Source organism: Blautia sp. AM28-27 (genome assembly GCF_003480905.1).
In the GTDB taxonomy this organism is placed as follows: Bacteria; Bacillota; Clostridia; order Lachnospirales; family Lachnospiraceae; genus Fusicatenibacter; species Fusicatenibacter saccharivorans.
In genome coordinates this window covers 167,090-188,756 of record NZ_QUJK01000003.1, presented here as the reverse complement: position 1 = coordinate 188,756, position 21,667 = coordinate 167,090, and the positions used below count along the sequence as shown (strand labels likewise).

19 protein-coding genes and 2 tRNA genes are annotated in these 21,667 nt (G+C 52.3%); 4 read left to right on the top strand and 17 right to left on the bottom strand.

Features of this window, described 5'->3' with window-relative positions; genetic code table 11:
- Positions 1 to 64: 64 nt before the first annotated feature.
- The 4 genes from DW743_RS07195 to DW743_RS07180 are packed head-to-tail and all read right to left on the bottom strand — an operon-like array spanning position 65 to position 4,288.
- Positions 65 to 682, bottom strand: a complete 618-nt coding sequence (locus DW743_RS07195) for a nucleotidyltransferase family protein (RefSeq protein WP_117761116.1) — start codon at positions 680 to 682, stop codon at positions 65 to 67.
- Positions 673 to 3,012, bottom strand: coding sequence for a xanthine dehydrogenase family protein molybdopterin-binding subunit (locus DW743_RS07190; protein ID WP_082424482.1), 2,340 nt, complete (start codon positions 3,010 to 3,012; stop codon positions 673 to 675). The genes DW743_RS07195 and DW743_RS07190 overlap by 10 nt, the downstream gene beginning before the upstream one ends.
- Entirely contained in the window at positions 3,009 to 3,479 is a 471-nt protein-coding gene (locus DW743_RS07185; RefSeq protein ID WP_022462114.1) for a (2Fe-2S)-binding protein, read from the bottom strand. Before DW743_RS07185 ends, DW743_RS07190 begins: the two co-directional genes overlap by 4 nt.
- Entirely contained in the window at positions 3,479 to 4,288 is an 810-nt protein-coding gene (locus DW743_RS07180) for an FAD binding domain-containing protein (protein ID WP_117761114.1), read from the bottom strand. The genes DW743_RS07185 and DW743_RS07180 overlap by 1 nt, the downstream gene beginning before the upstream one ends.
- Before the next feature lie 192 nt (positions 4,289 to 4,480).
- Here DW743_RS07180 and DW743_RS07175 point away from each other — a divergent pair.
- Positions 4,481 to 4,562 (top strand) — tRNA-Tyr (locus DW743_RS07175).
- Positions 4,563 to 4,565: 3 nt separating this feature from the next.
- Positions 4,566 to 4,651 (top strand) — tRNA-Leu (locus tag DW743_RS07170).
- Positions 4,652 to 5,052: 401 nt separating this feature from the next.
- Here DW743_RS07170 and DW743_RS07165 read toward each other — a convergent pair.
- The 11 genes from DW743_RS07165 to DW743_RS07115 form a co-directional block, all read right to left on the bottom strand.
- The gene (locus tag DW743_RS07165) at positions 5,053 to 7,143 is read right to left on the bottom strand and encodes a glycoside hydrolase family 13 protein (RefSeq protein ID WP_117761112.1); all 2,091 of its coding nucleotides are present in this window, start codon (positions 7,141 to 7,143) and stop codon (positions 5,053 to 5,055) included.
- Between the two features lie 418 nt (positions 7,144 to 7,561).
- Positions 7,562 to 9,424, bottom strand: coding sequence for an ATP-dependent zinc metalloprotease FtsH (gene ftsH / locus DW743_RS07160; RefSeq protein ID WP_117509464.1), 1,863 nt, complete (start codon positions 9,422 to 9,424; stop codon positions 7,562 to 7,564).
- 9 nt (positions 9,425 to 9,433) lie between these two features.
- Complete coding sequence (gene hpt, locus DW743_RS07155; RefSeq protein ID WP_022462110.1) at positions 9,434 to 9,970, bottom strand: hypoxanthine phosphoribosyltransferase; 537 nt, start codon at positions 9,968 to 9,970, stop codon at positions 9,434 to 9,436.
- On the bottom strand, positions 9,967 to 11,388 hold the full coding sequence (gene tilS, locus DW743_RS07150) for a tRNA lysidine(34) synthetase TilS (protein WP_117761110.1): 1,422 nt from the start codon (positions 11,386 to 11,388) through the stop codon (positions 9,967 to 9,969). Before tilS ends, hpt begins: the two co-directional genes overlap by 4 nt.
- Positions 11,389 to 11,403: 15 nt before the next feature.
- Positions 11,404 to 12,885, bottom strand: a complete 1,482-nt coding sequence (locus DW743_RS07145) for a SpoIIE family protein phosphatase (protein WP_055218705.1) — start codon at positions 12,883 to 12,885, stop codon at positions 11,404 to 11,406.
- Between the two features lie 74 nt (positions 12,886 to 12,959).
- On the bottom strand, positions 12,960 to 13,289 hold the full coding sequence (locus tag DW743_RS07140) for an FtsB family cell division protein (RefSeq protein WP_117761108.1): 330 nt from the start codon (positions 13,287 to 13,289) through the stop codon (positions 12,960 to 12,962).
- A gap of 100 nt (positions 13,290 to 13,389) precedes the next feature.
- Positions 13,390 to 13,797 (bottom strand): spore cortex biosynthesis protein YabQ, encoded by a 408-nt coding sequence (gene yabQ, locus DW743_RS07135; protein WP_117761106.1) that lies wholly within the window; start codon positions 13,795 to 13,797, stop codon positions 13,390 to 13,392.
- 2 nt (positions 13,798 to 13,799) lie between these two features.
- A complete protein-coding gene (gene yabP, locus DW743_RS07130; protein WP_330410109.1) occupies positions 13,800 to 14,078 on the bottom strand; it encodes a sporulation protein YabP in 279 nt (92 codons plus the stop codon).
- Positions 14,079 to 14,165: 87 nt separating this feature from the next.
- Complete coding sequence (locus DW743_RS07125) at positions 14,166 to 14,405, bottom strand: RNA-binding S4 domain-containing protein (protein ID WP_022462104.1); 240 nt, start codon at positions 14,403 to 14,405, stop codon at positions 14,166 to 14,168.
- A 10-nt stretch (positions 14,406 to 14,415) separates the two neighbouring features.
- Positions 14,416 to 14,688, bottom strand: coding sequence for an HU family DNA-binding protein (locus DW743_RS07120; protein WP_022462103.1), 273 nt, complete (start codon positions 14,686 to 14,688; stop codon positions 14,416 to 14,418).
- A gap of 241 nt (positions 14,689 to 14,929) precedes the next feature.
- Positions 14,930 to 15,907, bottom strand: a complete 978-nt coding sequence (locus DW743_RS07115; RefSeq protein ID WP_055227261.1) for a CotS family spore coat protein — start codon at positions 15,905 to 15,907, stop codon at positions 14,930 to 14,932.
- Positions 15,908 to 16,155: 248 nt separating this feature from the next.
- Here DW743_RS07115 and DW743_RS07110 point away from each other — a divergent pair, with 248 nt between their 5' ends.
- Positions 16,156 to 18,021, top strand: a complete 1,866-nt coding sequence (locus DW743_RS07110) for a beta-N-acetylhexosaminidase (protein ID WP_117761104.1) — start codon at positions 16,156 to 16,158, stop codon at positions 18,019 to 18,021.
- A gap of 74 nt (positions 18,022 to 18,095) precedes the next feature.
- On the opposite strand, the gene DW743_RS07105 is transcribed toward DW743_RS07110, so the two are convergent.
- A complete protein-coding gene (locus tag DW743_RS07105; RefSeq protein WP_117761102.1) occupies positions 18,096 to 19,424 on the bottom strand; it encodes a CCA tRNA nucleotidyltransferase in 1,329 nt (442 codons plus the stop codon).
- A gap of 141 nt (positions 19,425 to 19,565) precedes the next feature.
- On the opposite strand from DW743_RS07105, the gene DW743_RS07100 reads away from it, so the two are divergent.
- Positions 19,566 to 20,975, top strand: a complete 1,410-nt coding sequence (locus DW743_RS07100) for an AI-2E family transporter (RefSeq protein WP_158568548.1) — start codon at positions 19,566 to 19,568, stop codon at positions 20,973 to 20,975.
- 75 nt (positions 20,976 to 21,050) lie between these two features.
- Here the strand turns inward: DW743_RS07100 and DW743_RS07095 are convergent, their stop codons facing one another.
- On the bottom strand, positions 21,051 to 21,581 hold the full coding sequence (locus tag DW743_RS07095; RefSeq protein WP_117761098.1) for a glycoside hydrolase family 30 beta sandwich domain-containing protein: 531 nt from the start codon (positions 21,579 to 21,581) through the stop codon (positions 21,051 to 21,053).
- Between the last annotated feature and the right edge of the window lie 86 nt (positions 21,582 to 21,667).

Genomic DNA, 21,667 nt, shown 5'->3' with positions numbered 1-21,667 from the left:
ATTGTACTTACTTCTCACTGGAAATGCAAGTCCAAATCCATCAAATTTCGCACTGTCTCAAATTTTATTCATGGCAGCCGCCGGTGTCTCTGCAGCAGAGATCCTCTTTCCGGTCCAGATCCTTTAATTCCCACGCGGCTTCGACCAGGAACGGAATTACCGATTCCCAGTGCCGTTTCAGCACCTTTTTCCCGCCGCGGTCGCCGGAAAGTTCTTTTAGTTCTGAAAAATAAGGTTTTGAAAACCACGCCGGATTGCCGCTCTCGCCGCCGCAGAAAACGCAGCCAAGTGGAGCCTTCTGCATCTCCATGGATTCCAGAAAGCGCTCCGCCGTCTCTTCCTTCATGTACGGCTGATCCGCCACAAAACACGCACAGGCATCGGCATTTTGCTTCTCCGCCGCCTCGATTCCCGCGCGGATTGTATAGGAAATTCCTTTTTCGCTGTCCGGCGAAAACACCGTCTGCAGACGCCCGGCTTTTACCAGCGGCGCAAGCTCCTCCAGAATCCTTTCATACTGCGTCACAACCAGCAGTTCCCAGTTCTCATGCCTTCCGGCAATTTGGGCCAGCCGGTCCAGCAGATGGCGGTACACCGCCTTTCCATCCAGCGGATAGAGCAACTTATTTTCCCCGAACCGTCTGCTGTTCCCGGCTGCCAGATAAAGTATCGTTACTCGCATTCTTTTTCCGCAATTCCCATTGCAATCTGCTCGCTCGTGATCGGCAGTTCGCGGAACCACAGACCCGTCGCATTGTAGATTGCATGTGCCAGCGCCGGAGCCGGTGTGTTGATGACGATCTCGCCGATCGATTTTGCACCGAACGGACCGGTCGGCTCGTAGCTGCTCCGAAACTCGACGCGCAGCTTGCCCATATCGAGGCGGGTCGGCACTTTATACTGCATAAACGAATTATTGATCATCTGACCCTTGTCCGTGTACTGGATATTTTCAAACAGCGTCATGCCGATGCCCTGCACCAGACCGCCCTCGACCTGTACGCGCGCAAGGTTCGGGTTGATGACGGTTCCGCAGTCGACAACGGCGGCATAATCGAGAATCCTGACCTCGCCGGTCTCTTTATCCAGCTCGATCTCGACCGCACCAGCCATATAAGGCGGCGGCGATACCGGAGAGCAGTTGCTTTCCGTCGCTTCCAGCGCGATGCCGTTATTGCACATGGCCGCTGTTGCGATTTCTTCCATCGTCATGCTGCTTCCGCTCTTTTCATGCACGACGCCGGTACCGGTAAATTCTGTCTCATCTTCCGGCACGTTCATCCGCTCTGCCGCCAGGGCACAGATTCGTTTCCGAAGCGTCATGCAGGCTTTTTCCACCGCTTTTCCGGTAATATACGTCGTACTCGATGCATAGGAACCGGAGTCATACGGGGACGTATCGGTATCTGCGCCGACAACAGTAATGTCATCCACATCACACTCCAGACACTCTGCCGCCATCTGGGACAGAATCGTATCGCAGCCGGTTCCCATATCGGCCGCTGCGATCAGCATCGTATAACCGCCGTCGTCGTTGACTTTGATCGTTGCCGATCCGACATCGAGATTGGAAATACAGGAGCCCTGCATCGCCATCGCAATGCCGACGCTGCGCACCTTTCCATTTCCCATATCACGGCACGGATATTTCTCATCCCAGCCGATCATCTCTTTCGCACGCTCCACGCACTGGTCAAGCGCACAGCTGTTTGCCGTTTCGCCATAGTAAGCCGGCATGAACTGTCCCTCACGGACCATGTTCTGCTCCCGGATCCGGATCGGATCGATGCCAAGACGCGCTGCCATCTCACTGACAGCAGATTCTACGGCAAAGATACCCTGCGTCGCACCGTATCCGCGGTAAGCACCGGCTGACATTACGTTGGAATACACAACATCATACGCAAACCGGTAAGCCTCAAGAGATCCATACATCGGAATCGATTTGTGGCCGGAAAGGCCGACCGTTGTCGGTCCATGCTCGCCGTATGCACCCGTGTTGGAAAGTGTATACAGATCGATCGCACGGATTCTTCCGTCCTTCATCGCACCGAGGCGGATCGTTACTTCCATCTCATGGCGCGGTGTGGATGCTGTCTGGGACTCTTCCCTCGTAAAGATCATTTTCGACGGTTTTCCGGTTTTCCAGGTTACAAACGCCGGGAAAATTTCGGCAACCACCGTCTGCTTCGCTCCGAATCCGCCGCCGATTCTCGGCTTGGAAACACGGATCTTCGATTTCGGAATGCCGAGTGCATTGGACAGAATGCGGCGCGCATGGTAAACGATCTGGGTCGAGCTCAGCACATTCAGCCGTCCGTAGGTATCCATAAAGCAGTATGTCCGGAACGTCTCCATCATCGCCTGCTGGGCTGCGCGTACATGATACGTATGCTCTACGACCTCATCGCACTCTGCGAGCACGGCTTCCACATCTCCGTTGTGATCTTCCGCACTTGCACAGAGATTTCTCTGATTGTCCGCACCGACCGGACAGAGCGATTTCCAGCTTTCCTCCGGATGCACCAGCAGTTCATTATCCTTGGACTGATGAAAATCCAGAATGGCCGGAAGCACTTCGTACTCTACTTTCAAGAGCTTCCGCGCACGGTCCACGCATTTTTCATCTTTTCCGGCAATAATCGCCACCGGATCTCCCACGTAGCGCACATGCTGATCGAGAATCAGACGGTCATACGGGCTTGGTTCCGGGTAGGTCTGTCCTGCCATTGTAAAACGCTGTTTCGGCACATCCTCCCAGGTATAAATCGCCTCAATGCCCGGAACACGCTCTGCTGCCGTCTTTTTCACGGATTTTACGATTGCATTGGCATGCGGACTCCGCAGTACCTTGACAATCAGACAATCCTTCGGCGCCAGATCATCTACATAAACCGGCTTTCCGGTTACCAGCGCGAGGGCATCCTTTTTGATCACCGGCTTATTCACACTGCAGAGCTGATCGGTTCTTCCCGACCAGTCCGGTTCATAGATATGATTTTCTCTGCTCATGACGCACCTCCCTGCTGCTTTTTCCAGGCAAGGAAATTCAAAATTCCCCGAAGCTGTCCTTCATATCCGGAACAGCGGCAGAGATTTCCCGCCAGATATTCTTTAATTTCTTCCTCACTCGGATCCGGATTTTCCCGGAACAGCGCAATCGCATTCATAATCATCCCCGGATTGCAGAACCCGCACTGCTCGGCGCCCTGTCCGGCAATAAAGGAACCAAATTCTTCTGCTTCCTCCTGCAGGCCTTCCAGCGTATCCACCTTACATCCATTCGCCCGCGCCGCAAGCACCGAACACGACAGCACCGGTTTTCCCTCCAGAAAAACCGTACACAGCCCGCAGTTCGACGTCTCACAGCCGCGCTTCACACTGTAGCATCCCTGGCTTCTCACAAAATCGATCAGGAGCATGTCTGCATCGATTTCCGCTTCCGTCTTCTTTCCATTTAAGATCATCGAAATCTTCATCACTGCTCCTCCTTCTTCTGAATTTCTTCCATACATCTGCGCAGCAGCACCCGTCCCAGATGATGACGATATTCTGCACTTCCGCGCATATTACTGCCATACGTAAACTGATCAGAAATCTCCGAAGCCGCCGCCTTCAGCTCCTCCGCAGATGCCTTTCCAGCCGCCAGCTTTTCCGCCAGCTCCGCCGGAAGCTCTACACGTGCCGCCTTCGCCGGTCTTGCCCCAAGCACCGCACATCCTTTTCCGTCTTCCACCCGCACCGCACACGTCAGCACCGGGAAATCCATTCTGGAATTTCGATGACTCTGATAAACCGTAACACCCTCATGCTTCTTCACAATCAGCCTTACCAGCACATCCCTGTCTCTCTTTGAACAGGCAAACTCCGCCAGCGGCATCCGTCCCGCATGAACCAGCTCCACCTCCGTATCCAGCGCCAGAAACAGCGTCAGCACATCCGAAAATCCAAATCTGCCGAAAATACTGCCTCCCACCGTAGCCAGATTCCGGAACTGCACCCCGACAATACTCCGCACACTCTCCCGTGCCGCACCGTCGGTATAAGCATTCAGCCCCTCATGCTCCTCCATCTGCCGCAGCGTCACCATGCATCCGATGGAAAACTCCTCTTCCGACTCTTCAATCTGATCCAGTCCGAGTCCGGAAAGATCAATTGCCGTCTGCACCTGTCGCTCTCCCATCTTCGTCCAGAGCATTCCGCCTAAAATACAGGCGCTTCTCTTCTGATTCAGCTCATACGCCTCTTCCAGCGACCCCGCACGGATATAATCCTTAATTTTAATCATAGTTACCCTATGCCCTCCATTTTCAGGTTGTTTATTTCTCAATATAGAAGCCCATATATATCATATTATACCTGACCCGCTCCCCCCTTTCAACTTTTTTCTTATTTTTTCAAAAAAACACTTGCATTTTTGCTCCACATCCAGTATAATCAATCAATGTCGGAAGTCATTCTGACACAAAACAAAATACATGGACGGATTCCCGAGTGGCCAAAGGGGACAGACTGTAAATCTGCTGCAAATTGCTTCGATGGTTCGAATCCATCTCCGTCCATATGCCGCAGTGGCGGAACTGGCAGACGCCCGGGACTTAAAATCCCGTGGGTAGTGATACCCGTACCGGTTCGATCCCGGTTTGCGGCACGATTAAGAGCTCTGATTCATACGAATCGGAGCTCTTTTTCCATTCTCCCCCAAAAATCTTACGCCGATCCGCCCTAGCGGATCCAGCCCCATCTCCCGTTCCCACTACCAGCCTCGCCGCCGCGCGCCCGGTGGTCTTGCGTGATGCGCAGGGCAGCATTGGAAAAGCGGGTTGGAAAAACCAGAAAAAACGGAAGCCTTTCGAAAGACTGAAATCTGGTGCTCAACACCAGATTTCAAGGCATTCTGAGCTGGGAAATCATCAGATTTCCCGGCGAATAATGCCGGTGTCTGTCGAAAGACCTCCGTTTTTTCTACGTTTTTCCCCCGCTTTTCCACCGCTGCCCTGCGCATCACGCAAGACCACCGGGTGTGCGGCGGCGAGGCGTCCCCCAAATCCGTCACTCCTCGCATCTATGCAGTACCACTCCCGATAACGGCAGCAAATCCATCTCCAGTATGCCCGCCGGTGCCTCGATTTCTTTCTCCTCCGAAGAAAATCCCACCGCATCCGTCGCAAACACCTGCGTCAGCTTCACCACCGAACTCCGGTTAATCCCGGTAAGCCACACCGGAATCTCCACATGCACCCTCTCATTCCGGTTATTAATCACCACAATTACCTGCTCCTCCTGATTAAACCGTCCATAAGAAAGCACATTATAATCATGGTACAAAAATTTCAGCGATCCCATCGCCAGCACCGGAAATCTCCGATGCACCGCAATCATTTCTTTATAGAATCGGATCAGCTCCTGATCCTCCTGTCCCCAGGGATACGTCCTCCGGTTATCCGGATCCGTAAACCCGACCTGGCCGGCCTCATCCCCATAATACAGCGTCGGCGCCCCCGGCCACGTCATCTGAATCACAACCGCCTCGCGCAGCACCGCCTTATTCGTATTCTCCGCAGCCGCATACGGCCCAACATTCGCCACACGCCCCACACGATGATTCGTTCTCGTGAGGAACCGCGAATGATCATGATTATCCAGCTCATTCATCGCCGTATACAGCGAAGGCGCATAAAACGCCGGCATATGATACGTCATCGCCCCGATAAAACTCTCACTGTTTCCGAGAAGCCCCTGGTTAAACTCATCACTGTGCTTCTCCATACCCGTGAGGAACCAGGAAACCGGCTCCATAAACGCATCATAGTTCATCACTGTATCCCACTCATCGCCCTGCAGCCAGCTCATCGCATCGCCGTAGTGCTCCGCCAGAATAATCGCCTCCGGATTCGCCTCCTTCACAACGCGCCGGAACTCCTTCCAGAACTTGTGGTTAAACTCCGGGCTGTGTCCTAAGTCAGCGGCCACATCCAGCCGCCAGCCGTCCGCATTAAACGGCGGAGAAACCCACTTCGCGCCGATGCGCATAATATCCTCCATCAGCTTCTCCGAACCCTCGTAGTTCAGCTTCGGCAGCGTATCATGGCCCCACCAGCCGTCATAAAACTCATTGTACGGCCAGCTATGCTCATTATAAAACTTAAAAAACGTGTGATACGGACTGTCCTGCGCCACATACGCGCCCGGCTCATAGCCCTTTCCGGCCTCATAAATCCGCTCGCGGTCCAGCCACTTGTTAAACGAACCACAGTGGTTGAAAACGCCGTCCAGAATCACCTTCATGCCGCGCTTGTGCGCCTCCTCCACCAGGTGGATAAACAGTTCATTGCTCGCCTCCAGGTTCGCCTTGTTCGTCACACGGTCAATATACCGCGTTGCCCGCGTATTGTCCTTGTCGCCCGGCCAGAGCAGATCGCCTTCGTCGGAGACAATCTTTCCGAAATGCGGATCAATATAGTCATAATCCTGAATATCATACTTATGGTTCGACGGCGAAACAAACACCGGATTCAGATAAATGACCTGCACACCGAGATCCTGCAGATAATCCATCTTGTCAATGACGCCCTGCAGATCGCCGCCGTAGAAATTGCGGACATCCATCTGCTCCGGGAAGCGGTTCCAGTCATCCACCTTGTTGACCTGCTCACCGATATAGCTGTACTCTCCCGTCAGCACATCGTTGGACGGATCTCCGTTGCAGAAGCGGTCCACAAAAATCTGATACATGACAGCGCCCTTCGCCCAGTCCGGCGTATGGAAGCCCGGGATAATGCCGAAAGAGTACATCTCCTGCAGCTCTCTTGTGACACCGAGCTTGTTGTAATAACAGACCACGCGGCCTGCCTGAATCTCAAAAAAATAGCGGATCGGCTCATTTCCGACCGGAATCTCGATCTCGTAATAATCAAAACCGTTCCGGACCAAACCGACCTGCATCTGTGCACGGGTGGAACCGCTGATGAAATAAACCGCATCTACATTATTTTTCAGGGTACGGAACCGGATCTTCACCGTGTCGCCCGGGTTCGGCTCAAACGGAATCTGATACTGCGGGGATTCATCGCTGTAGAGCGCATGCTTGTTGAACATCGCCCGCATCTGTGACATATACTGCTGCATTCTTGTTTTATCCATGAACTAACGCCTCTGTCTTTCTCAATCATTCATTCCTTATATTTTACCCCACACCGCCATGTAATACAACCTTTTTCTGAACACATGTAACGATTGTGTTTATTGGATTTTTATACAGTAAAAGAGCCAGCGGGGTACGCTGGCTCTTTTGGAGAAGGTATTTCTCTTATGGGGTGTAGCAAAAACTATATAATGTATTGGGGGGTTTTTACAGTTATTATAGTACCATACGTCCCTCAAAAAGTCTGCACAAATCGCGTTTTTTTTTCATTTGATTCTTATTCAAAATAACGATGAATTTTTCCGGCGTTTCGGATTTTCTGTTTTAATTTGCACAAACGCCCGTAAAATCACAGAAAAAAACCTGCAAAAAACTTTTTTTGTTCTCTGCAGGTTTTCTATTGCAAATAAAAAGATATCAGATTTCTCCAGAAACTTCCGGTGCTGTTCCTGTCATCTGTGCTTCCTGCTCAAAAATGGCTTCGAATTCAGCACGGCTCAGCTTCTCTTTTTCCATCAGCTGCTTTGCACACTCATGCAGCACATAGGAATGCTCCAGAATAATCTGTTTCGCCTGATCGTGGCATTTCTCGATCATCTGGCGGACTTCCTCGTCGATGGCTGCGGCTACATTCTCGCTGTAGCTCTTCGTATGGCCCCAGTCGCGGCCGATGAAGACCTCATCCGAGTCGGAATCGTAAGCGACAAGACCAAGGTTCTCAGACATACCGTACTTCGTAATCATGGAACGCGCGGTAGCCGTCGCCTGTTTGATATCCTGGGATGCGCCCGTTGTGATATCGTCGAAGATCAGCTCCTCTGCCACACGGCCGCCGAGGCATACGGTGATGTACTGCATCATTTTGCCTCTCGTCTGGAACATATCATCGTTCTCCGGCTGCGGCATCGTGTAGCCCGCTGCGCCAGGACCTGTCGGGATAATGGAGATCGTATAGACCGCCTCCATATCCGGCAGCATATGGAACAGGATCGCATGGCCTGTCTCATGGTATGCGGTGATCCGTTTTTCTTTATCCGAAATGACTTTACTGCGCTTCTCCGCACCGATGCCCACTTTGATGAAAGCAGACTTGATATCGGCCTGGCGCACAAATCTTCTGCGGTCCTTTGCCGCCATGATTGCTGCCTCGTTCAGCAGGTTCTCCAGCTCTGCGCCGGTGAAGCCTGCGGTCGTCTGCGCGATCTGTTTCAGATCCACATCCTCGGCCAGCGGTTTGTTCTTTGCATGGACTTTCAGGATTTCCTCACGGCCCATGACATCCGGCGGTCCTACAACCACGCGGCGGTCAAAACGGCCCGGACGGAGAATCGCCGGATCCAGGATATCGACACGGTTCGTCGCTGCCATCACGATGATGCCCTCATTGACGCCGAAACCATCCATCTCAACGAGAAGCTGGTTTAATGTCTGCTCTCTCTCATCGTGGCCGCCGCCCATACCGGTGCCTCTTCGTCTTGCCACGGCGTCGATCTCATCGATGAAGATGATGCACGGCGCATGTTTTTTTCCTTCCTCAAACAGGTCGCGGACACGGGAAGCGCCGACGCCGACGAACATTTCCACGAAATCGGATCCGGAAATGCTGAAGAACGGCACGCCTGCCTCTCCTGCAACAGCTTTCGCCAGAAGGGTTTTACCGGTTCCAGGAGGGCCCACAAGAAGAACTCCTTTCGGGATTCTCGCGCCGACCTGTGTATATTTCTCCGGTGCTTTCAGGAAATCGACCACCTCAACGAGGTCTTCTTTTTCCTCTTTTAAGCCCGCAACATCGCGGAACAGGACTTTTTTGTCTTTGTCGGTGGACATATGGGCGTTGCTTTTTCCAAAATTCATCATTTTGTTTCCGCCGCCTCCACCGCCGCCCATGGAGCGGTTCATCATCGACATGCCGAAAAGAAGGATCATACCGAGCAGCAGGGCCGGCAGGACGGACGTCATGAAAATGCTGTCTCTCTGGACATTCTGTACGGTGTACGTTACATCAGCATCCTCCAGAAGGCTGATAGCTGCGTTTACGTCGGTCACATTGACCGTATAACTGTCACCGCCCTGCTCCTGTACCACGACGGAGCCGGTCGGCACTTCTTTGTTCTGGACAATCTGCGCGGATGTCACTTTGCCGTCTTTTACGGCGGTTTCAAATTTCTGCTGACTTGGGCTGCTGCCTGCGCTGATTTTTCCGGTGATATAGAACATGGCAAGCACGATAATCACCATAAACGCCGCGTAGAGTCCAAATCCACTGCGCTGTCTGTTCATATTTTCTTTTTACTCCTCGTCTTCGTGAAACTCCACTACTCCGATGTATGGAAGATTCCGATATTTCTGTGCGTAATCCAGGCCGTAGCCTACGACGAACTCGTCCGGGATATTAAAGCAGGTATAATCTACTTTGACATCGCGCACTCTGCGCTCCGGCTTGTCGAGCAGAGTACACAGGTGTACGGATTTCGGATTTCTCTTTTTCAGGATGTCGATCAGATAGTAAAGCGTTCTTCCGGAATCGATGATATCCTCCACGATCAGAACGTCTTTTCCTTCCAGCGGCTGATCCAGGTCTTTTACAATACGGACAACTCCGCTGGACTTGGTGTCATCGCCGTAACTTGATACGGACATAAAGTCAAGGCTTACCGGCACTGTGATGCGTTTTGCCAGCTCGCACATAAAGAATACGCCGCCTTTTAAAACGCAGATCAGGTGCACTTCCTTTCCTGCGTAATCGCGGTTGATCTGGTCTGCTACTTCTTTAATTCGTCTGTCTACTTCTTCTTCGCTTAATAATACTCTGATTGTCTCTTTCATCTGTTTTCCTCCTTACCAACGCCAATCTGTATCTGCAGAACTGCTTTCGTGTCTTCCCCGACACGGCCGCTCTCTCCTCTGCGATACCCCACGACCCACCAGATCTCCGGTCCGTCGGCGAGCAGCAGAATGGAATCCCGCTCCTCTTTCGGTATCTTGGCATCAATCATATAATCTTTTAGTTTCTTTTTCCCGCCTTTTGCGGTTACTCTCAGATAATCTCCGCTTCTTCTCGTGCGGAGGACAAGACCGTCTTTTATTTTATCACAGTCAAAGCATTTCGTATACTTTTTTTCTTCAATTCTTTCGGGAAAAATCGATGTTTTTTTCACAATCGTGACTGGATTTTCTGCAAATGCGAGACTTTTTTCCTCTTCCCACCCGGCCGGAACCGGAATTGGAACTTCTTCGCCGCTTTTCCTTTTCCGTTCTTCTTTTAAATGCACTCCCTGCTTTTCCAGGCGGAGCGTCTCGTATCCGCGCACGGCGGTGATTCCATACGGCAGGCAGACACTTTTTCCGACCTGCTTTTCAAAAAGTTCCCGCACAGATTCCAGATGCTCCCTGGTAAGATCCTTCCGTTTTCCCGCCAGCTGTTCCAGAACGCGCCGGATCACGTAGCGCTGCAGAAGAGGCGCTTCGCTGCTCACCGCATCACGCAGCACAACCGCATTTTTCTCTGCGGATGCATACCGCTCCATCAGCTGATCCGTCTGCTGCTCCAGATATTCCTCCGTTTCCAGCAGGTCCAGCGATGTCTGTGCCATATGCGCGGCGGCACGCGGATTGACCTCTTCGGTCAGATACGGCAGCACATGGTGGCGGATTCCGTTCCTCGTGTAGGCATCCTCTGCATTCGTGCTGTCCTCACACCAGGAACACTTACGGCTTTCCAGTTCCTGCCGGATCTCTTTTCGTCCGACGCAGAGAAGCGGACGGATCACATTCCCCCGCACGGGGCGTAAGGAGGCAAGTCCGGCCAGCGACGTTCCCCGTGCCAGGTGATGCAGCATCGTCTCCGCAACGTCATCCTGGTGATGGGCGAGCGCAATTTTCACTGCCCTCTGCTCCTTTGCGCACGCTGCAAAAACTTCCTGCCGCGCCGCGCGTCCCGCCTCCTCCGTCGAGAGATGCTTTTCTTTTGCGATCTTCTCCACGGGACAGGAATAGAGATAGAACGGAACATCATATTCCCGGCACAGATTTTCTGCAAATGCCGCATCCCGCCCGGCTTCCGCGCCGCGCAGATTATGGTTGACGTGGACAGCCAGCAGCGAAAAGCCAAGCGGCTCCTGCAGTTCCCGCAGCAGATGAAACAGGCAGACGGAATCCGCGCCGCCGGAAAGGCCGAGCAGCACGCGTTCGCCTGCCATTACCATATGATACTGTTCCATAAAGGCTCTTACTTTCTCTCGCATCCTTCGTTTTTACTCCTATTTTTTCCAGATTCTGGCGACCAGAACCGTCATATCATCCCGTGCGCGGCAGCCGCCGAGGCGCAGCACGCGTTCCAAAAGCTCCCGGGCAAATTCCCGCGGCTCGCTGTTTTTCACTTCGAGAAGAAGCTGCTTCATCTGCTCCGTCCTGTCCCCGGGCAGCGCGTCCAGCACTCCGTCCGTCATCATCACAAGGTAATCACCGTCGTACAGCTTTTTCGTTGTGGTATCAAAATCCGTCTGGGAAACGAGACCTGCGGCAAGACTGGTCGACTCCACAACCTCCACCCACGTATCCCGCCTAAGGAACGTCGGCGATGCACCTCCTTTCAAAAAGCTGCAGACGCCTGTGTAGAGATTAATCGAAGCAACATCAAACGTGGAAAACATCCCTTCCTTTGGCTGCAGCAGAAGCATCGAATTGATCATCCGTGCCGCCATGATCCGCGGGAATCCGGCGCGCAGGAACTGTTCAAACAGCTCCACCACCGTCTCGCTCTCCCTGTTTGCCTCGATCCCGGAACCCATGCCGTCCGACAGGCAGAGGACAAACTGGCCGTTTTCGCAGAGCACACTGTAATTGTCCCCGGAGATACTCTCCTGCTCCTTGGTGATGCGTCCCACACCGTAGAGAACCTGGAATTTCACATCCTCCTGAAACAGCACCGTCTGGTATTCTCCGCTTAAGACCTGTGCCCCGTCGCGTACCGCAACCATCGGGATTCCGCACAGGGAACCGATCAGTTCCGCCGTCTGGCGAAGCGTGATCCGGCAGTGACGGCCCGCTTTGACCGTCATATAGATCTGTAAATGCTCTTTCGGCCGCTCCTGGAGCCAGATTTTCTGGACGAAAGCCCCGTTTTTCTTCATCTGGCGGCAGATTTTTTCCGAGAGCTCGTCCGGCAGACTGTTGAGGCTGTACAGATCACACGCGGCGCGGTCCATAATCCCGGCGACTTCACTTAACTGTTCTGCCACCACGCGGCGGCTCTCCGCCACACGCCCCGACCAGAGCGCCGTCTGGCGTTCCTGCTGGTAGCGGTTCCAGAACAGTTCCAGAAAGCGGGAGCCGTTCAGGCAGGAGGCGTTCCATTCGCCTTTTGCACGGCTGATCTCGTCCTCATCCCCGTCGGCGATTGTCTGAAGAAGTTCCTGGCACCGCTCGCGCGTCAGGTTTCCGTACTGCTCCCAGCACCACGACGCCTTCGCACAGCGGCTGCAGACTTCCTGCTGTTCTTTTTCCAGAATCTTGTCCACCCGGCCCGTCTCCGGCATCACACTTTTTGACGGCATCTGGTAAAAGCTCTCTGCCAGAACGCGGAACGAATCGGCGTAGTGCTCCATCTGCAGTTTCTGCGGATGATTGTCATAGACGGCCGCTTCCCGGCGGCTTCTTCTGGCTTCCAAAAAAATTTTAGCCATGTCCCCTGCTGACAGCAATGCGCCGATCAGGAACATGGCAATGATCCACTCCGGCATGTTCCGCTCCTCCTCTCTTTGTTCTGGACTTCAAAGGGGACTGCGAAATCATGCCCTTTCTTTATCTGTTTTGTTTATTTCGACTGGGATTCTTTAAATAAAATCTCATTATCCTTTACCATGCCAAGTTTTTCTCTTGCCGTTTTTTCTATGTACTCATCGGTCTGCATGTATTCTTTCAAGGCGGTAATATCATCGGTGCGCTGCTTCTCCTCTTCAATCTGGCTGTCCAGACTGGAAAGACGGGATGCATTTGCATTGACCTTCTGCTGAAGGCTGATTCCCTTTACGGTAAGGACTGCAACCAGGCAGCACAGGACTATGGTAATTGAGAACTCTGTTGTACAGCTCTTCTTTCTGACTTTTTTCTTTCGGCCAGAATTCTTTTCTTCCCTTTCTTTCATTCTTTTCTTTACCCTTGCTTTCTATTTTCCAACCATCTGCAGCCAAACTATCTGTTGTTTTTCGTCCGCAGACTTGTTTCTTTTGTTCTTACATGTGTAGTTACATCTTACCGTTCTTCCCATGAAATTTCAACCTTTTTCTCCGTTTTTTCATACTTTTTACCAGCCATTTTCCTGGAAAAGCGAGGATTCGCCCTGCTTTTTTGATTCCCTTTGCCAGAAGTTCCGGAAGAAAGCGTCCAAACGATGCGTGGTACAATGCAGCGCCCCCAAGGATGCCGCCAAACAGATACCCGCGGAGAACGCCGCTGTTCTCTCCGTAAATCCGTACAAACAGATACAGCGCTGCCGCAATCCAGTAGCAGAGGTCCTCTGCAGATACCGCCACATGGCTGTGGCGGATCAGTTTCCGCGCTGTCTTGATCAGATCGTACCAGAACCCCAGGACTGCCCCCTGCCAGATGGAACAGGCGAACAGAATCAGCTCCCGGGTGACATACGCACTCATTTTTACCGGAACAGCCGCGCAAGCGCAGACCCCTTCTTCTGCAGCGGCCCATGTTCCGTATAGACCAGGCTGTCGATGCTGCCTTCGATATCCGCCTCTCCCTTTTCCAGCTCCAGACGGCCCACATGCAGCTCTTTTCCGCGGATGGTAAGAACACCGCAGACGGTCACGAGCAGAACTTCGTTCTCATCAAAGCTTTTCACATCCTGCACGCCGCCAAGAGAAAGTGTTTTCCGCTGTTCCAGCAAAAGGCGGTGCGCCTGTTCGTTCATCTCCCCCATACAAAAAACCTCCATACAATGGTCTATACACCCATTATATGAAGGTTTTCTCTTTTTATTCGCTGCACATGAATCCTGCCGCACTTCTTATAAGTAGCGGTAAAGCTCCTGTGCTTCTTCTTTTTTCACGGTTTCCTGCACATTCAGCACTTCTACCCTGACGGATTTACTTCCGAACTGAATTTCCAGTACATCTCCTGCCTTGACCTGTGCGGATGCTTTTGCCGGTCTGTCGTTGACGAGGACACGGCCTGCATCACAGGCTTCATTGGCTACGGTACGCCGCTTGATCAGTCTTGATACTTTTAAAAATTTATCTAAGCGCATAGATTTTTACTTAGTTCATCATGTCCTTTAAAGCTTTTCCTGCTTTGAATTTCGGAGTTTTGGAAGCTTTGATTTCCATGGTCTCGCCAGTCTGCGGATTTCTTCCTTCTCTTGCTGCTCTTTCGGATACTTCGAAGGTACCAAAGCCTACCAGCTGAACTTTCTCACCTTTCTTTAATTCTTCAGATACTACATCGATAAATGCTTTTAAAGCAGCCTCTGCATCTTTTTTGGATAAATTTGTCTGCTCAGCCATAGCTGCAACTAATTCTGTTTTGTTCATGAGTTTTACTCCTCCTGTATCTTACATTTGTTTTTTACATGGTACGCGGGCCCGCTGATACACACGACCTGCCCTGCCGGCTGTTTTTCTTCCGGATGATCAGTCTGTTACGTTGACCGGCTTTTTCGCGTAGCTGTATATATTTATATACTAATGCGTCTCTCTTGTCAAGAAAAAAGTCCCCCATACCAGCGGTTTTATGGCGATTTCTGCCCAAAACAGACTCTTTTCCACCGCACGGTTAAAAGAAGGATCCCTTAACAAACCGCAGCCAGTCTGCCTGCTGCGCATTGAGTGTTTTTAGTTTCTCCGTATTCCGCCCGGATATCCACGATTTTCTGCTTCCGTAGTAGCGGTTTGCCAGTTTCCAGTATTTCCACGGATAGGAAAGATAGAGGCGGAGTGTCTCGATTTCCCCCTCATCGAGCGGCCGTCTGGCGCTGTAGGCGTTTAAAATCCGTTCTGCCGCGCGCTCGCTCCAGCCGTGTTTTTCCAGAATTTTCCGCATAAAATAGCCAAGATCTGCCACCTGGAGATCGAAGTTCCACTTGTCGAAATTGACCGCCGTTTCGCCTCTGCCGTTTTCCAGCAGAATATTGTGCTGGCTGAATTCCCCGTGGCAGACGGCGCCTTCTTCGTCCGCCCGCTGCCGCAGTTTTTCATAGGAAGAAGCTTTCATTTCCGCGGCCGCCCGCTCTCCCTGTTCCAGATACGGACCGGCGCTTGCCAGCAGCAGTTTTTCGAACTCATTTTTCTTCTTTTTTGTCTGCAAATACTTTCGGATCTTTCGAATTTCCACATTGTGGCGGATGCACTCCTCCACGATGGATTTCCTCCGGTATTCCATTTTCACCGGCAGATGAGCTGCCGTATGTAGCCGCGCCAGCGCGTCCGAGGCGCGGATAAGATCCTCACTGTTTCCCGTCTCACATTCCCGGCCCGGGTACCAGTTCCGCACAATGTACGTTCCTCCGTCGTCCCCGCGCGTTGCAAGCGCTCCCTCTTCGTTCCGCAGAATCTGATCGCACCGCAGGAGCCCCGACTCCGTGATGCGGCACTGTAGAAGATACCGCTGCTCCAGTTTTTCTGCCGCCGTCCCGAACTCGCTGATCAGCTTATCCCCCTGTTCGGTGTGGCACAATAAAGCGCCCCGCACCCGCATTGTGCCGGAAGCCGTAAGACCGTAATGGGACAGCACACTCAATCCATAATCATACAAGAGCCTGACTCCTTTCCCTGTTGTGATCGTTTTTGGGGTCACGATTCAATGTATGCGTATCCGCCCTGTGCCATGCATACTGGTTTCTGTTTTTTCTTTCATCCCAAAAGCAATGTTGAAAGTGTTTTCTTTTTCTCTTATTTTATTGTTTTTAATTTCACCGCATGGTAAAATATTCCAAACTTGACAGGATGAAAAACACCTGTTATGGGGTTCTCTAAAATCATTTTATTTTAAGGAGGGTTTTTATGATTTTCTTACCACAGCCATCTTCCCTTTCCTACGGAGAGGGCACCTTTACAATTCACTATGACAGCCGCATTTTTCTCGATTCCGAGAGCCCGGCTGAGCTTTTTTCTGCAGCACAGCTTCTGCAGCAGGAGATTGAGACACAGACGGGATTCCGTCCTGCCATCTGCCGCCGTCATCAGCCGGTGGGATCACACCTGATCTATCTGACTGCCTCTCCGGAATTATCCCGTGAGGCTTATACCCTCGCTGTCACACCAGAAAACATCACGATCTGCGGATCTCTGGAAAGCGGCGTTCTCTACGGCGTGCAGACACTCCGTCAGATGATCCGCCAGGCAGGTGCTGTTCTTCCAACCGTCCTGATCTCCGACAAACCGGCCATGGAAAACCGCGGCTTCTACCACGATGTGACCCGCGGACGTGTTCCGACGCTTTCCTATCTGAAACAGCTTGCCGACACCTTGAGCTTCTATAAAATCAATCAGCTTCAGCTCTACATCGAGCACAGCTATCTCTTCGATGATCTGACCGAGATGTGGCGCGACGATACGCCGCTCACTGCAGAGGACATCCTCGAGCTGGACCGCTACTGCAAGGGACTTGGCATTGATCTCGTTCCGTCGCTTGCAAGCTTCGGCCATCTGTACAAGCTGCTCTGCACGAAATCGTATGCACATCTGTGCGAACTGGAAGGCTCTGCTTCGGCTCCGTTCTCCTTCTATGACCGCCAGGCGCACCATACGCTCGATATCACAAACCCGGAGAGCCTCTCCCTTGCCAAACACATTCTTTCCGAATATATGCAGCTCTTCTCCTCGAAGTATTTCAATCTCTGCGCGGATGAAACGTTTGACCTTGGAAAAGGGGCTTCCCGCGCACTCGTCGAGGAAAAGGGAACCACCGTCATCTACACCGAGTTTGTGACAGAGCTTGCCAACTATATCACTGAATCCGGCCGCACGCCGATGTTCTGGAGTGATGTCATCAGCCAGGAGCCGGAAGTTTATCATCTCCTGCCGAAGAACCTGATCTGCCTCCACTGGGATTATGCGTCAAATGTTTCATCGGAGCGTCTGACCCGCCTTGCCAATTCCGGTGCCGAGCATCTGTATGTGTGCCCGGGCGTACAGGGATGGAACCAGCTCATCAACAAGTATCATGAGGCGTATGAAAACATTTCCAGAATGGCACGCTACGGCCACGAATGCCATGCGATGGGACTTCTGAACACTGACTGGGGCGATTACGGCCACATCAATCACCCGGACTTCTCCCGCATCGGCATGATCTACGGCGCGGCGTTCTCCTGGAATGCAGGCATTCTGCCGGAGGAGGAAATCAACCGCCAGATTTCCGTGCTGGAATTTGGTGATGCTTCTGGAAAACTCGTTTCCGTGCTCGATCTTCTCTGCCATCAGGATGCGTATCCGTGGCGCACTGCCGTTATGGTACAGGAAGCACTCGAACTGCATCAGGACAAAGAAGAGGCTGCCGAACTGCTCCGCTCCTGCGCGGAAGGCGATGCGGATGCAGCAAATGCTTCAATCGACGCGCTCTGCGCCGTTCTGTACGAGAAAGCCGGCACCGTCCGCCCGGAGAACCGTCCGATGATCTATGCGTACCTGCTCGCCGCAGACGGCCTGAAAGTGCTGAACCGCCTGCTGCCGTTCCTGCGCGCTTCCCTTCTTTCCGAGGGTACTCTGCCGGAGAAAGAAGACTGTTTTGCACTCGCCGGAGATCTCGAACGGTGGCTGCACAGCTATAAAGAGCTGTGGCGCACCGTCTCCAAGGAGAGCGAACTGTACCGCATTGCCCATGTGTTCTGCTGGTATGCGGATCTGCTGCGTGATCTGAACGTATAAAACCAGCAAAAAACAAAAGAGAGCCGGGGACGGATTGTTCTGTCCCCGGCTCTCTTTTGTTTGCCGTTTTGGCTTTACAGCAGTGTTTTTACGTACTCTGTCAGGTATTCTTTTGTATTCTTCGCCGGATCTTTCATCACTTCTTCCAGCGCCGCGTTCAGGCATTCGCCGATTTTCGGGCCTTTTGGGACACCGAGTTCCATCAGATCTTTGCCGGAAACGGCCAGCATTTTCAACGTAAAGCAGTCGCCGTTATCGAGAATTTCTCTGACGCACTCCCTTACCTTTCCGATCCGTTCCAGGGTTTTCTCCCGCTGGTACAGGCTTTTGGCCATCGTATCGGCTTCCTGCACGATCATCAGTTTTTCGAACAGCTCCGGGCCGAGTTTGTTCAGAATACGGCGGATCACCGGTTTCTCCGGAGCCATGCGGCAGTCATGCCAGCGGATCAATGCTGCGACCTTGCGGATGGTTTCGTTGTCGAATTTCAGACGGCGCAGAATCGCTTTCGCCATTTTCTCCCCCGCCGGTGCGTGGCCTTTAAAATGATCGATGCCGGCCTCATCCGTTGTGCGGCACGCCGGTTTTGCAATGTCGTGGAGCAGCATCGTCCAGCGCAGAATCGGATCTGCCGGAACGTGCTGCAGAGCGGCAATCGTGTGCTCACCGACATTATAGCAGTGGTGCGGATTGTTCTGCGGCGTTTTCATCAGTTCATCAAACTCCGGCAGCACAATTTTTGTAATACCCGCCTCATAGACGGCCTCCATGTACTCCGGCCGCTTCGAGATCAGCAGTTTATTCAGTTCCACACGGATCCGCTCGGCGCTGATTTTTTCAAGCGTCGGCGCGAGTGCTATGATGGCATCCAGTGTTGCCGGATCAAGTTTGAAGCCGAGCTGTGCGGAAAAGCGGAGGGCACGCAGGATCCGCAGTGCATCCTCACTGAACCGCTCGGTCGGATTTCCGACACAGCGGATGACTTTGCGCTGTAAATCCCTGATTCCATCGAACAGATCCACAAGCCCCTCTTCGTTGTTGTATGCCATCGCATTGATCGTAAAATCACGGCGGCGCAGATCCTCGGCGAGGCTGGAGGTAAAGACCACTTCTTTCGGATGGCGGCCGTCCTCATACTCTCCGTCGATGCGGTACGTCGTGACCTCGTGCGCGCCGCTTCCGGCCAGAACTGTTACCGTTCCGTGCTCCAGTCCCGTATCCACGGTGCGGTCAAAAATTTCTTTTACCTGCTGTGGGGAAGCAGAGGTTGTAATATCCCAGTCGTCCGGCTCCCGCGCAAGAATCGTATCGCGCACACAGCCTCCGACCGCGTACGCCTCGAAGCCTTTCGCATGCAGGGAATCGATTACCATATTTACGCTTGGCGGCATTTTTATCTTCAAATTTGTTATCTCCTTTTTCTAAATCTGCTTTTCCAGTATAGCAGTTTCCTTTTTTTCCCGCAAGTGTGGTTGCGGTTGTATTTTGGGGATTGCATGTGTATAATAGAGGTTAATAAAATTCGAAAGGGGATTTACATTTTTATGAAACTGGATCGTTACCGAAAATATGTCCGGGCCGGCGTTACTGCCTTTCTGGTACTTGCAGCGTCCATGATTTTTTACTACCTGCTCTTCCACCAGACTTCTGTGCGGACCGCCTTTCACAATGTCCTCGACATTCTCTCCCCCCTGATTGCAGCCCTGATTCTCGCCTATGTGATCAGCCCGATCATTAACTTCATAGAACAGCGGATCATCGTCAGACTCTTCGCCCGCCACGGAAAAACACAGTCGGTACGCTGCAAAAAGCTTGTACGGGCGCTTTTGATTCTTCTGACGTACGTCGCCATGCTTTTCGCGCTGTACGGACTCATTGCGACCCTGATCCCGGAGCTGTTCTCAAGTATCACAAACATTGTCTCCAACTTCTCCAACTACGCAAACAACATTCAGGATTTTGCCACAAAAGTGCTGGCGAATTACCCGGAGATGCAGCAGACGGCAGACCAGTACATCTCCATGTTCTCCGCAAAGCTTTCCAACTGGCTGACCAATGACCTGATGCCGATGCTCCGTACGTTCCTTCTGAACCTCTCCGGACAGCTCGTCAACATGGTTACGTTTTTCAAAAATATTCTGCTTGGCGCGATCGTTGCGATCTACATGCTGTACAACAAGGAAAGCTACATTGCCAAGCTGAAAAAAGCAGTCTACGCGCTGCTCGGTCTGGATCACGGAAATGCCGTGATCCGCGACTGCCAGTATGTGAACCAGGAATTCAGCGGATTCCTTGTTGGAAAAGTCATCGATTCGATCATCATCGGTGCCATCTGCTATCTTGTGACGAGCCTGATCGGCACCCCGTACGCACTGCTGGTCAGCGTAATCATCGGTGTGACGAATATCATTCCGTTTTTCGGCCCGTTCCTCGGCGCCGTTCCGTGTCTTCTGCTGATCCTTCTGATCGACCCTCTGCAGGCACTGTATTTCCTGATTTTCGTCGTTCTCCTGCAGCAGTTTGACGGAAACTTCTTAGGACCGAAAATCCTCGGCGAGACGACCGGCGTGTCCAGCTTCCTTATCATCATCTCGATTCTGATCGGCGGCGGCTTCTGGGGTGTCTTTGGCATGATCATCGCCGTTCCGGTCTGTGCCATTATCTGCACGGTCTGCCGCAACTTCGCCAACCGTCGTCTTGAAAAACATCACCTGCCGGATGACGATGCGTTTTACTTCCACATGGACCACATTGATCCGGAAACGAGACAGGCGATCCCATATCAGAAAAAGAAGATCGACGAGGCCGAAGTCTTCCACTTCCCGGGCTACCGGCTGCGCAAAGCGCTGACAAAGCTGGCCCCGGAAGAGTCTCCGGTTGATGCGCCGTATACACCGGCAAAGCCTTCAACCGAAGAGAAAAACTCAGATTCTTCCGATTCCGATCAAAAATAAATCGTATCTTACAAAAATGCCTTCTGCGCAGACTGTTTCCATTCTGCACAGAAGGCATTTTTTTATTTTTGCTTTTTATTTCTCGATTACAACCGTGCTGAGTGTCTCTGCCGGAAGATCGACACGCATGATATGTCCGTTGACACGCAGGAAGCAGCCGGAATCCTCTTTTGTGCGGTTCAGCAGGATCACAACGTAGCTTCCGTCCGGATTGACTGCGGCCGTTACATCCAGGTTTGCTCCGTATTTGCTCCAGCCGATGCGTTTTGCACCCGGAGCAATATATTTGGAAATATGGCCGATGTAGTGGTACATGATCGGTTTGCGGTAATGGAAATCATCATCCACAATCAGACCTGAGGTGAATCCCATCGGTACGTGGCGCGGGCCGCCGTCTTTGTCTACGAGGAAGTTCCAGTCGATCCAGCAGTTCATGCCGACGTTCAGGTTTCCGATCATATCGTGTGCATAATCTGCGGCGTCAAGGTAATCGACGTACTCTGGTGTCTGGAAGTTCACCGGTCCGTAGCCGCCGTCGTCGATGCTGTGGAAAAAGCGGATGCCGATATCCCCGTTTGCCGTAATCCATTCGAAATTGCTCTCCATGGTGCCCTCCCGTTTCTTGTCTTTTCGTGTATACAGACGAAGCGCGTCTGAACTTTCTGTTCGTTCAGGCGCGCTCCTTCTATTAT

Coding starts and splice junctions, on each gene's coding strand:
- DW743_RS07165 (WP_117761112.1), bottom strand. CDS start 7,143: ATGGATAAAACAAGAATGCAGCAGTATATGTCACAGATGCGGGCGATG.
- DW743_RS07120 (WP_022462103.1), bottom strand. CDS start 14,688: ATGAACAAAACAGAATTAGTTGCAGCTATGGCTGAGCAGACAAATTTA.
- DW743_RS07190 (WP_082424482.1), bottom strand. CDS start 3,012: ATGAGCAGAGAAAATCATATCTATGAACCGGACTGGTCGGGAAGAACC.
- yabQ (WP_117761106.1), bottom strand. CDS start 13,797: ATGAGTGCGTATGTCACCCGGGAGCTGATTCTGTTCGCCTGTTCCATC.
- hpt (WP_022462110.1), bottom strand. CDS start 9,970: ATGAAAGAGACAATCAGAGTATTATTAAGCGAAGAAGAAGTAGACAGA.
- ftsH (WP_117509464.1), bottom strand. CDS start 9,424: ATGAACAGACAGCGCAGTGGATTTGGACTCTACGCGGCGTTTATGGTG.
- DW743_RS07185 (WP_022462114.1), bottom strand. CDS start 3,479: ATGAAGATTTCGATGATCTTAAATGGAAAGAAGACGGAAGCGGAAATC.
- DW743_RS07145 (WP_055218705.1), bottom strand. CDS start 12,885: ATGCCGGAGTGGATCATTGCCATGTTCCTGATCGGCGCATTGCTGTCA.
- DW743_RS07140 (WP_117761108.1), bottom strand. CDS start 13,289: ATGAAAGAAAGGGAAGAAAAGAATTCTGGCCGAAAGAAAAAAGTCAGA.
- DW743_RS07125 (WP_022462104.1), bottom strand. CDS start 14,405: ATGCGCTTAGATAAATTTTTAAAAGTATCAAGACTGATCAAGCGGCGT.
- DW743_RS07195 (WP_117761116.1), bottom strand. CDS start 682: ATGCGAGTAACGATACTTTATCTGGCAGCCGGGAACAGCAGACGGTTC.
- DW743_RS07100 (WP_158568548.1), top strand. CDS start 19,566: ATGAAACTGGATCGTTACCGAAAATATGTCCGGGCCGGCGTTACTGCC.
- DW743_RS07095 (WP_117761098.1), bottom strand. CDS start 21,581: ATGGAGAGCAATTTCGAATGGATTACGGCAAACGGGGATATCGGCATC.
- yabP (WP_330410109.1), bottom strand. CDS start 14,078: ATGGGGGAGATGAACGAACAGGCGCACCGCCTTTTGCTGGAACAGCGG.
- DW743_RS07110 (WP_117761104.1), top strand. CDS start 16,156: ATGATTTTCTTACCACAGCCATCTTCCCTTTCCTACGGAGAGGGCACC.
- DW743_RS07180 (WP_117761114.1), bottom strand. CDS start 4,288: ATGATTAAAATTAAGGATTATATCCGTGCGGGGTCGCTGGAAGAGGCG.
- tilS (WP_117761110.1), bottom strand. CDS start 11,388: ATGCGAGAGAAAGTAAGAGCCTTTATGGAACAGTATCATATGGTAATG.